This window comes from Ruegeria sp. CDSB013 (assembly GCF_059611165.1).
Window position 1 is genome coordinate 305,853 of sequence record NZ_JBXWPA010000001.1, and the last position, 13,641, is coordinate 319,493.

Annotated in this window: 14 protein-coding genes; 7 read left to right on the forward strand and 7 right to left on the reverse strand. The window is 58.2% G+C overall.

Going from position 1 to position 13,641, the window contains the following annotated elements:
• Window positions 1-19 precede the first annotated feature (19 nt).
• The 7 genes from AC2FJF_RS01565 to AC2FJF_RS01595 all read left to right on the forward strand — a co-directional run bounded on the left by AC2FJF_RS01565 (window position 20) and on the right by AC2FJF_RS01595 (window position 6,057).
• Window positions 20-817 carry an ABC transporter ATP-binding protein gene (locus tag AC2FJF_RS01565; protein WP_496722327.1) on the forward strand — a complete coding sequence of 266 codons (798 nt, stop codon included), beginning with the start codon at window positions 20-22 and terminating at the stop codon, window positions 815-817.
• Window positions 810-1,739: an ABC transporter permease gene (locus tag AC2FJF_RS01570; protein ID WP_058277687.1), complete on the forward strand. Its 930-nt coding sequence runs from the start codon at window positions 810-812 to the stop codon at window positions 1,737-1,739. Before AC2FJF_RS01565 ends, AC2FJF_RS01570 begins: the two co-directional genes overlap by 8 nt.
• Window positions 1,736-2,581, forward strand: coding sequence for an ABC transporter permease (locus AC2FJF_RS01575; protein WP_109312097.1), 846 nt, complete (start codon window positions 1,736-1,738; stop codon window positions 2,579-2,581). Before AC2FJF_RS01570 ends, AC2FJF_RS01575 begins: the two co-directional genes overlap by 4 nt.
• A gap of 56 nt (window positions 2,582-2,637) precedes the next feature.
• On the forward strand, window positions 2,638-3,627 hold the full coding sequence (locus AC2FJF_RS01580) for an ABC transporter substrate-binding protein (protein ID WP_496722330.1): 990 nt from the start codon (window positions 2,638-2,640) through the stop codon (window positions 3,625-3,627).
• 153 nt (window positions 3,628-3,780) lie between these two features.
• Window positions 3,781-4,494 carry an ABC transporter permease gene (locus AC2FJF_RS01585; RefSeq protein WP_496722332.1) on the forward strand — a complete coding sequence of 238 codons (714 nt, stop codon included), beginning with the start codon at window positions 3,781-3,783 and terminating at the stop codon, window positions 4,492-4,494.
• Entirely contained in the window at window positions 4,487-5,221 is a 735-nt protein-coding gene (locus AC2FJF_RS01590; protein ID WP_496722334.1) for an ATP-binding cassette domain-containing protein, read from the forward strand. The genes AC2FJF_RS01585 and AC2FJF_RS01590 overlap by 8 nt, the downstream gene beginning before the upstream one ends.
• 20 nt (window positions 5,222-5,241) lie before the next feature.
• Window positions 5,242-6,057 carry an ABC transporter substrate-binding protein gene (locus AC2FJF_RS01595; RefSeq protein WP_496722336.1) on the forward strand — a complete coding sequence of 272 codons (816 nt, stop codon included), beginning with the start codon at window positions 5,242-5,244 and terminating at the stop codon, window positions 6,055-6,057.
• 4 nt (window positions 6,058-6,061) lie between these two features.
• Here the strand turns inward: AC2FJF_RS01595 and AC2FJF_RS01600 are convergent, their stop codons facing one another.
• From AC2FJF_RS01600 to AC2FJF_RS01630, 7 genes are all read right to left on the reverse strand, one after another.
• Entirely contained in the window at window positions 6,062-6,934 is an 873-nt protein-coding gene (locus AC2FJF_RS01600) for a substrate-binding domain-containing protein (RefSeq protein WP_496722338.1), read from the reverse strand.
• Window positions 6,935-7,060 carry a hypothetical protein gene (locus AC2FJF_RS01605; RefSeq protein ID WP_496722340.1) on the reverse strand — a complete coding sequence of 42 codons (126 nt, stop codon included), beginning with the start codon at window positions 7,058-7,060 and terminating at the stop codon, window positions 6,935-6,937. It lies immediately after the preceding gene.
• 14 nt (window positions 7,061-7,074) lie between these two features.
• Entirely contained in the window at window positions 7,075-8,337 is a 1,263-nt protein-coding gene (locus tag AC2FJF_RS01610) for a c-type cytochrome (protein WP_496722342.1), read from the reverse strand.
• Window positions 8,338-9,537, reverse strand: a complete 1,200-nt coding sequence (locus tag AC2FJF_RS01615; protein WP_496722344.1) for a formate dehydrogenase subunit gamma — start codon at window positions 9,535-9,537, stop codon at window positions 8,338-8,340.
• A 27-nt stretch (window positions 9,538-9,564) separates the two neighbouring features.
• Window positions 9,565-9,915: a putative quinol monooxygenase gene (locus tag AC2FJF_RS01620; protein ID WP_496720032.1), complete on the reverse strand. Its 351-nt coding sequence runs from the start codon at window positions 9,913-9,915 to the stop codon at window positions 9,565-9,567.
• A gap of 111 nt (window positions 9,916-10,026) precedes the next feature.
• On the reverse strand, window positions 10,027-10,620 hold the full coding sequence (gene fdh3B / locus AC2FJF_RS01625) for a formate dehydrogenase FDH3 subunit beta (protein ID WP_058273836.1): 594 nt from the start codon (window positions 10,618-10,620) through the stop codon (window positions 10,027-10,029).
• 11 nt (window positions 10,621-10,631) lie between these two features.
• On the reverse strand, window positions 10,632-13,526 hold the full coding sequence (locus tag AC2FJF_RS01630; protein ID WP_496722346.1) for a formate dehydrogenase subunit alpha: 2,895 nt from the start codon (window positions 13,524-13,526) through the stop codon (window positions 10,632-10,634).
• Between the last annotated feature and the right edge of the window lie 115 nt (window positions 13,527-13,641).

Below are 13,641 nucleotides of genomic sequence, written 5' to 3' on the forward strand. Positions count from 1 at the left end.
ATCTTTTCAAGGCTATGGAATGAATACTGAAAGCACTACCCAGCCCGTTATCGAGGCAAGGCAGCTGGATCTGACCTTCCAAACCAATGACGGACCAATCCACGCGTTGAAAGACGTGAACCTGACGGTCGACAAGGGTGAATTTGTCAGTTTCATTGGTCCCTCAGGCTGCGGGAAAACCACCTTTTTGCGCTGTATCGCTGCGCTCGAAACACCGACCGGAGGAACCCTGACGGTCAATGGCATGACCCCGGATGAGGCGCGGCGGAACCGGGCCTATGGCTATGTGTTTCAGGCGGCGGGGCTGTATCCTTGGCGCACCATCGCCAAGAACATCAAGCTGCCGCTTGAGATCATGGGATATTCGTCTGCAGAACAGGACGAGCGGGTGAGTGACGTTCTGGAACTTGTTGATCTTGAAGGGTTTGGCGGCAAATTTCCGTGGCAACTGTCCGGCGGTATGCAGCAACGCGCCAGCATTGCGCGTGCGCTGGCATTTGACGCTGATATCCTGCTAATGGACGAACCTTTTGGGGCGCTGGACGAGATCGTGCGCGATCACCTGAACGAACAGCTTTTGGCGCTATGGGCGCGCACAGAAAAAACCATCGGATTCGTCACGCACTCGATCCCCGAGGCAGTGTATCTGAGCACCAAAATCGTGGTGATGAGCCCGCGACCGGGGCGGATAACGGATGTGATCGACAGCCCGCTGCCGAAGGAACGTCCATTGGATATCCGCGACACGCCTGAGTTCATCGAAGTGGCTCATCGTGTGCGCGAGGGTCTACGGGCGGGGCATGCGGACGATGAATGATGGGTTCAAAGCTTTCTGGGCAGTTCTGACCGTTCTCGCGGTGATCGTCGTCTTTTGGTATGCGGCCTGCATTCCAATGAACATCAAAGGTGTTTTGACGGAACAGGAGCGTGCAGGGGCCGAAGTTCAGCCACCTTCGGCTAAAGATCGTCGGGATATGTCCGAATTCGGACTGGTGTTGAATAACAGCTTTGCCATTCCCGCCACGTGGGAGCAGGACCGGCCTCGCCTGCCGGCGCCGCATCAGGTCGCCGTCGAGATGTGGGAGACCACTGTACAGAAAAAAATCACCTCGAAGCGGTCACTTATCTATCATGGCTGGGTCACGCTGAGCGCAACGATGCTGGGCTTTGTGATCGGTACTGGATTGGGCATTCTGCTGGCTGTCGGGATCGTGCACAGCCGCGTCATGGACCTGTCGGTGATGCCATGGGCCATCGTCAGCCAGACGATTCCCATCATCGCTTTGGCGCCAATGATTATCGTGGTGCTGTACTCGGTGGGCATTCAGGGGATCATCCCCAAGGCGGTAATCTCGGCCTATTTGAGTTTCTTCCCTGTGGTTGTCGGTATGGTCAAAGGGCTTCGCAGCCCGGATGCAATGCAACTGGACCTGCTGCGCACTTACAGCGCCAGCCGGTCGCAGGGGTTCTGGAAGCTGCGCTTGCCTGCATCGATGCCATATCTGTTTACGTCCCTGAAGATCGGCATTGCGGCTTCGCTGGTCGGCGCCATCGTTGGTGAATTGCCAACAGGGGCGGTGGCCGGTTTGGGTGCGCGTCTGCTGGCAGGCAGCTACTATGGGCAAACCGTGCAAATCTGGTCGGCCTTGTTTGCAGCGGCCATTCTGGCGGCCTGCCTGGTCGGGTTGCTGGGGCTTGTAGAACGGAAGGTCCTGAAAAGAATGGGGATGGCGCAATGATACTAGTGCTGTTTGCAATCGTCGTTTGGGTCCTGGGTTGGTGGCTGAATAGCCGTCTGGCCAGCGGGCCTTATGCGGACACGCGCATGGTGCGATTTCTGGCTCCGTTCATTTTTGGCATAACGATCATTGTCATATGGGAGCTGCTGGTCAGAGGCCTAGACGTGTCTTTGGTCATACTGCCGGCGCCATCTGTAATTGCGGTGCGCTTTGCCAATAGCCTGCCGATCCTGTGGGAGGACTTCGTTCAGACCATCATCAAAGGCGCGTTCAGCGGGTACATAATTGGGTGCTTCGCCGCATTCCTGATGGCAATTGCGGTGGATCGCTGGGATTTCCTCCGACTTGGGTTGCTGCCCGTTGGGAACTTTGTCGCAGCGCTGCCAATCGTCGGGACCGCACCCATCCTGGTGATGTGGTTTGGGTTCGACTGGCACTCCAAAGCTGCCGTTGTCGTGGTGATGGTGTTCTTCCCAATGCTGGTCAACACCGTGGCTGGTCTGCGTGAGGCCACGGCCATGCAGCGCGACCTGATGGAGACCTATGCGGCCACCTATTGGCAGAGCTTCCTGAAGCTGCGATTGCCCGCTGCGATGCCCTTTATCTTCAACGGCTTAAAGATTTCTACCACCCTAGCGTTGATCGGCGCTATCGTGGCAGAGTTCTTTGGCTCGCCCACGCTAGGCATGGGCTTTCGGATATCCACCAGCGTGGGGCAATTGTCGCTGGACATGGTCTGGGCCGAGATTGTGGTGGCCGCTTTGGCCGGAACCGCATTTTATGGTCTTGTCGCAATGATCGAAAAGGCGGTGACCTTCTGGCACCCGTCGCAACGTGGATAAAACAATAATTCAACAGACCCCAAAAGGGGCACCAACAGCAACTAGGAGATATGAAGATGAATAAGCTACTCAGCGGGGCGATAGCCGCCTTTAGTCTGGCCGCCAGTTCGGCTTTCGCTGCGGATGAGGTGACATTGCAACTGAAGTGGGTCACGCAGGCTCAGTTCGCGGGCTACTATGTTGCCAAGGACAAGGGGTTCTACGAGGAAGAGGGGCTGGACGTCACTATTCTGCCCGGCGGACCAGACATTGCACCGACGCAGGTGATCGCAGGTGGCGGCGCTGACGTGACCGTCGAATGGATGCCCGCCGCGCTGGCTGCACGCGAAAAGGGTCTGCCTCTGGTTAATATCGCGCAGCCGTTCAAAAGCTCGGGTATGATGCTGACCTGTTGGAAGGATGCCGGGATTGCCGCGCCAGAAGACCTTAAGAATCGCACGCTGGGCGTCTGGTTCTTTGGCAACGAATTCCCGTTCATGAGCTGGATGAGCCAACTGGGCATCGACACGGGTGGCAAAAGCGAAAGCGGTGTGGAGGTTCTGAAGCAAGGCTTCAACGTGGACCCGCTGCTGCAGCGTCAGGCCGATTGCATCAGCACCATGACCTATAACGAATACTGGCAAGTCATCGATTCCGGCGTCAACCCGGATGAACTGGTGACCTTCAAATACGAAGATCAGGGCGTCGCGACGTTGGAGGACGGCCTGTATGTTCTGGAAGAGAACCTTGGGGATGCTGCGTTTGTCGACAAGATGGAGCGCTTCGTTCGCGCCTCAATGAAGGGTTGGAAATACGCCGAAGAAAATCCGGATGAGGCGGCCGATATCGTGCTGGAAAACGATGAGACCGGCGCCCAGACCGAAGAGCACCAGAAACGCATGATGGGCGAGATCGCGAAGCTGACCTCAGGTTCGAACGGTTCGCTGGACCCTGCCGATTTTGAGCGCACCGTTGCCACCCTGCTGGCGGGTGGTTCCGATCCTGTGATCACCAAGCAGCCAGACGGCGCTTGGACGCACCAGATCACGGATGCGGCTCTGAACTGATCCGCTTCGCACTGACTGAAAAGGCGCGGTCCCAATCGGGGCCGCGTTTCCTGTTTCTTATGTCGGAAATGTGTCTGTACTTGAGATCGAAATGGCGTAGAATTCTATGAATATCAACGCATTTCGTACGAAACTGGCGATATTCCGAATAAAATGCAGGGATTTGCAGCAGAATTCAATACGGCGTTCACTCTGATCCTGAATGGGGATTCAGAGCTTTGGGCGATTGTGCTGCTTTCCCTGAAAGTTTCCGTTTTTGCCGTACTGATTTCTGCACTGATTGGCATGCCTGTTGGCGCTGCGCTGGCTGTTGCACGCTTTCCGGGGCGGCGGGTTTTGATCATTCTTATGAACGCGCTGATGGGGTTTCCGCCGGTGGTCGTAGGCCTGCTGGTCTATCTGATGTTGTCGCGATCCGGGCCTTTAGGCGTGCTTGAACTGCTCTACACACCAACCGCGATGATCATCGCGCAAGTGGTATTGGTGACACCCATCATCGCTGCATTGACCCGGCAGGTGGTCGAGATGCTGGCTGAAGAATATTCGGAACAGCTCCGATCCTTGGGCGTGTCGCGGCTGGCGTCTGTGCCAGTACTTCTGTGGGATGCGCGGTTGGCGCTGGTCACGGCGTTGCTGGCCGGATTTGGTCGCGCTATTGCCGAAGTTGGGGCGGTCATAATCGTTGGCGGCAACATCAACCACGTGACACGGGTGATGACGACGACCATCGCGTTGGAAACGTCCAAGGGAAATCTTGCGCTGGCCCTGGCGCTCGGCGCGATCCTGATCGGTATTGCCATAGCGGTGAACGCCATGGTCAGCACGCTCAGCCTGCGGGCTGAGAGAGAGGGGTTGCGTCATGCGTGATCTGGTCTCGGAAATGGCGCGGCGCATCACTGTGAAAGGATTGAAGATTGCGCGTAATGGCACCGCATTGCTGGACGTTCCGCACCTGACATTGAGCGGGCCGGGGCCGACCTTGATCCTTGGACCGAACGGCGCGGGCAAAAGCCTGTTGCTGCGGTGTCTGCACGGGCTGATTGCCCCGGACAGGGGGCACGTGGAACAAGACGGAGTTCCTTTGAATGCTGATCACAAGGCCCGTCAGGCGATGGTATTTCAGCAGCCCGTCCTGCTGCGCCGGTCCGTTGCAGCCAATCTGGATTTTGTCCTGAAACGGCAGGGCCTGCAGCGCGTTGCTCGCAAGACGCGTATTGCTGAATTGCTGGCCCAAGGCGGGCTGGAAGGCAAAGCCCGGCAATCGGCCAGATCGCTGTCGGGTGGTGAGGCGCAGCGGCTTGCTATCCTGCGCGCGCTGGCGTTGGACCCGGATACCTTGTTTCTGGACGAACCGACCAGCGCGCTGGACCCCGGCGCCACTCAGGTGATTGAGCGGATGATCCTGCGCGCATCAGAAGGGGGGGTGCGCATTGTCATGGTGACCCATGACATCGGTCAGGCGCGCCGGCTGGCATCGGATGTCGTCATGATGCAGGGCGGTCATGTGGTTGAACATGGCGATGCGCGTCAGGTATTGGACGATCCCAAAAGTGATGCCTCGCGCAGGTATCTTGCCGGCGGATTGGTGACATAACAAAAAATCTGGAGTTTAGAATGATCCGGAATTTCATTCGGGCAGCATTGGTTTCACTTGGCTTGTTTACAGGTCCGGCCTTAGCCGAAGAACCATTTATCGTGGTGCAATCAACGACCTCGACCCAAAATTCGGGACTGTTGGATTACATCCTTCCTTGGTTCGAGGCGGAAACCGGGATCGACGTGCGCGTTGTTGCTGTGGGCACCGGGCAGGCGATCCGTAACGCAATCAATGGGGATGGTGACGTTCTGTTGGTCCATGCAAAGGCGGACGAAGAGCAGTTTGTCGAAGACGGCTGGGGCGTTGAACGATTTGACGTGATGTATAATGACTTCGTTCTTGTCGGTCCGAAATCAGACCCGGCCAAGGTGAAGAGCGGATCGGATATCGTGGCCGCTTTGACCGCGGTATCTGAGGCCGAAGTTCCCTTTGCATCACGCGGGGACGACAGCGGAACGCATAAGGCCGAAATGCGCCACTGGAACGACGCCGGAGTAGATCCGGCTGCGGAATCGGGTACGTGGTACAGGGAAACCGGTTCAGGCATGGGCGCGACGTTGAACGTGGCCAGTGGCATGGATGCTTATACCCTGACGGATCGTGCGACGTGGGAGTCCTTCGGCAACCGTGGAAACCTTGAAGTGTTGGTCGAAGGTGACCCGCGCTTGTTCAACCAGTACGGCGTTATTCTGGTGAACCCCGAAAAACACGCGGGTGTAAGGGCGGCGGCAGGGCAGCGGTTTGTTGATTGGCTAATCGGCCCGGACGGGCAGGCAGCCATCGAGGCCTTTGAGTTGAATGGTCAGCAGCTGTTCTTTCCGAACGCGAAATAGGGGATCACCCGCTGGCGCCATTGTGGTGGATCGTTCCCAGACCGGACAGGTCATACCCACCAAACTCATCGGCGCGGGTCAGGAACCGGTCGGACTGCACAAAGCAGAGCAATTTCAGCATCGGGTCATCGAAATAGGCCCGACGCCAAATCGCCAGGTCCAGCCGTTCGGTATGCGTGGGAACAAATCCCAGATCGTACAGCCCAGCCAATGCGCCTAGTCCGAACCCGACCTCGGCCTTGTTGTCATGCAGGGCAATGGCCAACTCTTCTTCTGTGCGGGCGCAAGTGGGCAGGGTTTCCAGATCGTTGCGGGTTATTTCGTGGGCCTCAAGCTGTGCGTCGAACAACCGTTGGCTGGCCGCGCTGTCCTGACGCAGGATGACACGTCGGCCTTTTAGCTGCGCAAAACCCTGAATATCCGACGTGCCCGGTGCCAGCAGCAACCCACGCTGCCGCTGCGCGATTTCGAACAGAACGACCGGGGCCTCACCCAAAGCGTCTTTCAGGGTTTGGGTGTTGAACCCGCCATCCTCATGAATGTGCAGCGCTGCCGCCTGCGCGTTGCGGTCTTTTAGACGGGTCAGCCCGTCGAACGAGCCATCATAATAGGTCGCCAGCCCCGAACCACTTTCGCGCAGCGCCCAGTCCAGCAGCGGATCGTGACTGCCAGCGACAATCGGGGGCAGGGGCGGTTCGGCCACTTCCGGGCCGGATCGCGAGGCGTTCAGCCATGCAATCACCTCGGCCCGCGGGAACAGCAGTTTGCCCATGGCACGCACGCAAGGCACCTCACCCGATGAGGCCAGGTCATAGGCCTTCCGCTCGCCAATGCGCAGCAGATCGGCCAGTTCCTTGGTGGTCAGATATTCGGACATTCAGTCGAGACGCACAGCCGAGCTGGTGCCGGCATCCGCAGCACTGAAACCGATCTGTTGCAGCGTATAAGGCGCGGCGACAGTAATCACCGCCATTACGGCGACAGCAGCTAGAAAGGCTTTCATAGTTCTCCTCCGGTTCAGTTTTCTGTTGCCGTGGCGCGGCGTAGAAAGGCGATAAGGTCGTCCCTGTCCCTGGGTTCGGTGATCCGTTGCATCGGCATCTTCGACCCCGGAATGTAATGGTCCGGCCCTTCGTCAAACAGAGCGTTTATCGTTTCTTCATTCCAAATGATATCAGAGTCTTGCAGCGTGTCCGAGTAAAAATATCCCCGTAGGGTACCCGCTTTGCGCCCGAACACACCGTGGAGCGTCGGACCTGCGCGGCGTTGGCCATCCGGGGTCAGGCTATGGCAGATCGAACATTTGCGGGCGAACTGACGTTCACCGTTTTCCATTTCCTCGGGATCTTTCAGAAAGCTGGGCTCAGCCGCAGCCATCTGTTCCTGATCTCCCAGCGCAGCGACTGGCCAGCTATACATGGCCTCGTCAATGCCGCCCGCGTGCAGGTTTTGACCATCGGGCGAGAAGGCCAACGCCCAGACCGGGCCGCGTAGGGTGGCCCTGAAGTCCTGCGCAATACGCCATTCGGCTGTGTCGATCACCATGATGTATCCCTCGCCGTCTCCTACAGCCAGCATGCTACGATCAGGGCTGAGGGCCAGCGCCAGAATCGGGCGGCGTTCCAGCGTGAAATCACGCTCGTCACCGGTTGTCAGGTCGAGGACGCGAGTGACGCCATCAACCGCACCGTAGGCAATCCAGTTATCCCGCTCGTTCAGCACCAGCTCGTTGATACCAAAGCCGTGTTCAACAAACCGGTTGGTTTCCTGCCCGGTGGCGACGTCCCATATACGCAATGACCCGTCGATGCCCGCGGAATAGAGCTGTGAACCATCGTTCGAGAATTCGACAGCGTTTATACCACTGCCAGTAGGGCCGAGGATCGACGGCGCCGAACCGTCAACTGGCCATAGGCCGATTGTGCCGTCCCAACTGGCCGTTGCCACATGGGTTTTGGATGCGGCCACGCCCACGATCTTGCCTTTGTGCTGACCCACAACCTGACCTTCGGGCCACCGGCGCAATGTAAAGTCATCTCCTGCCGAATAGATCGCGGTGCCGTTGAAAACAACTGAATTGACAGCCGCTTCGTGGCCATCCAACCATTTTGGGGATTGATCCGTCCAAACACCGACCGAGTTGTCAAAACTTGCTGTTGCGATCCGACCGTCTGGCGCTGTGGCGATCCCCATGATGGGTCCGCCATGGCCCTTGAGCGTAAAGAACTCGGCCATTGCGGGCAGGGGCATCAGTGCCAGAGCCAGAACCAGCTTGCGCATTTATTCGGCGGGCGAGACCGCCCCTTCGCTGGCCTCTTTTGCCTGCACCTCTTCCAGCCACAGCGAGTGATGCTCGCGCGCCCATTGCTCTTCAACCTCTCCGGTTCCCATGGCGTCAAAGGCACCTTCCATGCCGACCGAGCCCAGATAGATGTGGGCCAGAATGATCGCGATGAATGCATAGGCGACCATGACGTGCCAGATCTGGGCGTATTGCATCTCTTCCTGCGGGGACATCTGCACGGGCAGGTTCAGCCCAAGCATCTGTGGAATACCGGTCGAATTCGCGATCGAAAAGGTCTTGGCAAACAGTGGCATTTCGAATGGGAACAGCAACGACAGACCGGACAGGCTGATCGAGACACCCAGCAGAATGCAAAGCCAGAATATGATCTTTTGCCCGGCGTTGAATTTCTTGGCGGGTGGGTGGCTGCCTTTGGTGAACAATCCGCCCCCAGCAGCCAGCCATTTCAGGTCGGTGCGGTTCGGGATGTTGTGAGAAATCCAATTCACGGTCACGATGATCAGCCCAAGCATAAAGGCCCAAGCCAGGTTGTTGTGCAGCCATTTGCAGCCCTGAGCGATCGTCGCAAACCCCTCTTTGCCAAAAACGGGGATCAGGAAATCACGGCCATACAAGGTCAACAGGCCGGTGACGCCTAGTATCAGGAAGGATCCGGCAAACAACCAGTGCCCAAACCGCTCGATCCCGTTGAAGCGCAAAATCTTCCATCCGGTCTTTTCACCGTCGATCCTGATCTTTCCGCGGACCAGGAAAAACAGCAGCAACAGAACAAGCATACCGCCGATGATGTAAGATCCGTATTCACGCAAAGGACCGGTGCGAAAATTTAGCCACCACATGCCGCCGTCCTGGATCAGTACCGTTGCGGCCGGTCCATGAGATGACACGGTCACATCCGCCGAACCGTAGCGAAGTGCGCGATAGACATCGCTGTCCGAGGTCACACCGCGCGTCCCAAGCTGACCAAGCAAGCCTTCGGCATTGCCTTGGCCGGTGTTTTCGGACCGATAGCTGTTGTCGACCTTTTCACCACGCTGACGGGCCATGATATCTTGCAGAGTGGTTGCACCGCCTGTGGCGCTGCGGTCAGATTCTGCAGGAACTTCCGTGTTTTCCTGTGCCCAGGCAAAACTGGCAAGGAAAAGTGGTATCAGCAGCATTTGGATCAGGCGCATCTATCGAATCTCCTGTGTCGTACGGGGTTATCGGTCAAAGCCGCCGACTTGTTCGTGAAAGACTGCTCCTACGGGTGTCAGGGTATCGCGCAGGTCATCTTTTGCTGGTCCGTAAACCTCTAACGTGGTGGGGGTGAGAATTGCCAGAAAACGGTCGGCGAAATTCGCTCCGAAGTTCTGCATATGGATCATTGCGTCATCTGAACTGGCGTAGCGTTCATAGATGTGAACGGTGGACCCTGTACGATGCCACTCATAAGACTTCGCACCACTTTCTGTCAGTGTCGCATCCACCATTTCCGCCATCAGCGCATCAAATGCAGCATCCTGATCGGCCTGCAGCTCAAGTTTCAGCAGCCAGTAAATATCTTCGGTCATGAAATGCTCCGCGCAGATTGGACATGCAACCTAAGCTCGACCAACTCCTTTTGGTCGCGCTGGGACGGTCCCGAGGATAAACACGGGACCGTCTTTTCTTGTCAGACGGATTTAGCCGTCTTTCTGGTCGTAGGCTGTGCCCCAACCCCATGCGCCCGAGCCAAACCCGCGCGCCACGACGCGCTCACGGTAGATGGCCGAGACCACATCGCCGTCACCGGCGAGCAGGGCCTTGGTGGAACACATCTCGGCGCAGATGGGCAGTTTGCCCTCAGCGATCCGGTTGCGACCATATTTTGCGAACTCTGCGGTCGAGTTGTTTTCTTCGGGACCACCGGCGCAGAAGGTACATTTGTCCATCTTGCCGCGCGATCCGAAGTTGCCCGCCTGCGGATATTGCGGCGCGCCGAAGGGGCACGCATAGAAGCAATAACCGCAGCCAATGCACAGGTCCTTGGAGTGCAGGACGACGCCTTCTTCGTTCTGATAGAAGCAGTCGACCGGGCACACCGCCATGCAAGGCGCATCCGAGCAATGCATACAGGCCACCGAGATCGAGCGTTCGCCCGGGTTGCCATCATTGATCGTCACCACCCTGCGGCGGTTGATGCCCCACGGCACTTCGTGCTCGTTCTTACACGCGGTTACGCAGGCGTTGCACTCGATGCAGCGTTCAGCGTCGCAGAGAAACTTTGCTCTAGCCATTTTCGTCCTCCTTACGCTGCCGAGATCTTGCAGAGAGTACACTTGGTCTCTTGCATCTGGGTCACTGAATCATAGCCATAAGTCTGGGCGGTGTTGGAACTTTCACCCAAGACATAGGGGTCTGCACCGGCGGGGTATTTACTCCGCTGGTCTTCGCCCTGAAAATGGCCGCCAAAGTGGAACGGCATGAAGGCCACGCCGGCACCGACCCTGTTGGTCAGCATCGCCATCACCTTGACCTTGCCGCCCTCGGGACCTTCGACCCAGACCTGTGCCCCGTCACGAATGCCCAGATTGTTGGCATCGCGCGGATTGATCTCGACGAACATGTCCTGTTGCAGCTCGGCCAGCCACGGGTTTGACCGTGACTCATCACCGCCGCCCTCATACTCGACCAGACGACCGGACGTCAGGATTATCGGATAATCCTTTGAAAAGTCGTTCTTTTGGATCGAAGCATAAAGCGTCGGCAGGCGATAGGCCTGACGGTCCTCGTAGGTCGGATAGTCCTCTACCAGATCGCGACGCGGCGTATATAGCGGCTCGCGATGGATCGGGATCGGATCCGGGAAGGTCCAGACAACCGCGCGGGCCTTGGCGTTCCCGAAGGGCGCACAGCCATGCTCGATCGCGACCCGCTGGATGCCGCCGGAAAGGTCGGTCTTCCAGTTGGTCTCTGGTCCTGCAACGGCGTCGATGGCCGCGCGTTCCTCGGCCGTCAGATCGCCATCCCAGCCAAGGTCCATCAGCATCTGCATCGTGAATTCAGGATAGCCATCCTGAATTTCCGACCCGACACTATAGACCCCTTCGGCCAGCAGGTTGTCACCGTCGCGTTCCACGCCGAAACGGGCGCGGAAGGTCAGGCCGCCTTCGGCCACCGGTTTGGACATGTCATAGAGGTTTGGTGTCCCCGTATGACCCATCTCAGCCGTTCCCCAGCAGGGCCAGGGTAGACCATAGTACTCGCCGTCGTTCGGGCCACCGATTGCCTGCAGCGTGGTTCTGTCGAACGTGTGCTGGTTGGCCATGTGGCTTTTCAGACGTTCCGGTGATTGACCGGTATACCCGATGGTCCAGAGACCCGAGTTGAACTCACGCGTGATGCTTTCAACATTCGGCGTTTCCGGGTCGTCCATCTCGATATTGCGGAAGAATCGATCCGCCCATCCGAACTTGTTGGCGAACTTGGCCATGATGACCTCGTCCGGTAGGCTTTCGAACAGCGGTTCAACCACCTTGTCACGCCACTGCAACGACCGGTTCGATGCCGTGACCGATCCACGGGTTTCGAACTGCGTACAGGCGGGCAACAAGTAGACGCCATCGGTGCGGTCGTGCAGAACGGCCGAGACGGTGGGATACGGGTCGATCACGACCAGCATGTCCAGCTTTTCCATCGCCGTCTTCATTTCCGTCATCCGGGTCTGCGAGTTGGGCGCGTGGCCCCACAGCACCATGGCGCGGACATTGTTGTCCTGATCCATGTTTGCCGGGTCTTCCAGAACACCGTCGATCCAGCGGGAAACAGGGATGCCGCGTTCGTTCTGAAGCGGTTTGTCCTTGCCTTCCTTGTCCTTGATCGTGGCGAACTGGCCCGCCAGCCATTCGGGCTCTTCACCCCAGACACGTGCCCAGTGACCCCATGCACCTTTTGACAGGCCATAATAGCCGGGCAGGGTGTGGGACAGAACACCAAGGTCCGTTGCGCCCTGAACATTGTCATGGCCGCGGAAGATGTTGGTGCCACCACCCGAGGTGCCCATGTTGCCAAGCGCAAGCTGCAGCACGCAGTAGGCGCGGGTGTTGTTGTTGCCGTTGGTGTGCTGCGTACCACCCATACACCAGATCACCGTACCAGGGCGGTTGTTGGCCATGGTGCGTGCAACGCGTTTCAGCTGCGAACCGGGGGTGCCGGTGACGCGTTCGACCTCATCTGGGTTCCACTTGGCAACCTCTTCACGGATCTGGTCCATGCCCCAGACACGGGTGCGGATGAACTCTTTGTCCTCCCATCCGTTGTCGAAGATGTGCCACAGAATACCCCAGACCAAAGCAACGTCTGTACCGGGGCGGAAGCGGACATATTCATCCGCATGCGCCGCGGTGCGGGTAAAGCGCGGGTCGCAGACGATCAGCGGCGCGTTGTTCTGCTCTTTCGCGCGCAGAACATGCAACAGCGAGACAGGGTGCGCCTCGGCCGGGTTGCCGCCGATGATGAAGATGGCCCGAGAGTTATGGATGTCGTTGTACGAATTGGTCATGGCGCCGTAGCCCCATGTATTCGCAACACCCGCAACCGTGGTTGAGTGGCAGATACGGGCCTGATGGTCCACGTTGTTCGTGCCCCAATAGGCGGCGAACTTGCGGAACAGGTAGGCCTGTTCGTTGTTATGTTTCGCAGACCCCAGCCAATAGACGCTGTCCGGCCCAGATTCCTCGCGGATACTCATCATGCCGTCGCCGATCTCGTTGATCGCCTCTTCCCAGCTGATGCGCTTCCACTCGCCGCCTTCCTTTTTCATCGGATATTTGAGGCGACGTTCGCCATGGGCGTGCTCGCGAACTGCGGCCCCCTTGGCGCAATGTCCACCCAGATTGAACGGGCTATCCCAACCGGGCTCTTGCCCGATCCAGACGCCATTCTGCACTTCGGCAACGACGGTACAGCCGACCGAGCAGTGGGTGCATATGGACTTGATGTTTTCCACGGCCTGATTGGCCGCTGTCTGGGCACTGGCTGGCGTCACGGTTCCACCCGTGGCGCTGATCGCGGCAAGGCCGCCGATCGTCAGGCCCGAGCCACGCAGGAATGCGCGGCGATCGACGGTTTTCTCGCCGACCTGGGACAGGATACTTGTCCGCTGGGGGCGTCTCGCAACCCCGTTGGTCTTTTTCCTAAGCATTTCTTTCCTCCCTTGCGCGCCGTGTGAGCCACGGCTGGCTTGGTACTGCTGGTGCCGACGTCAGGGCCAATCGCAACCGTCAGTCGGGTGTGACCTCGTCCGGGTTAGAACCGGG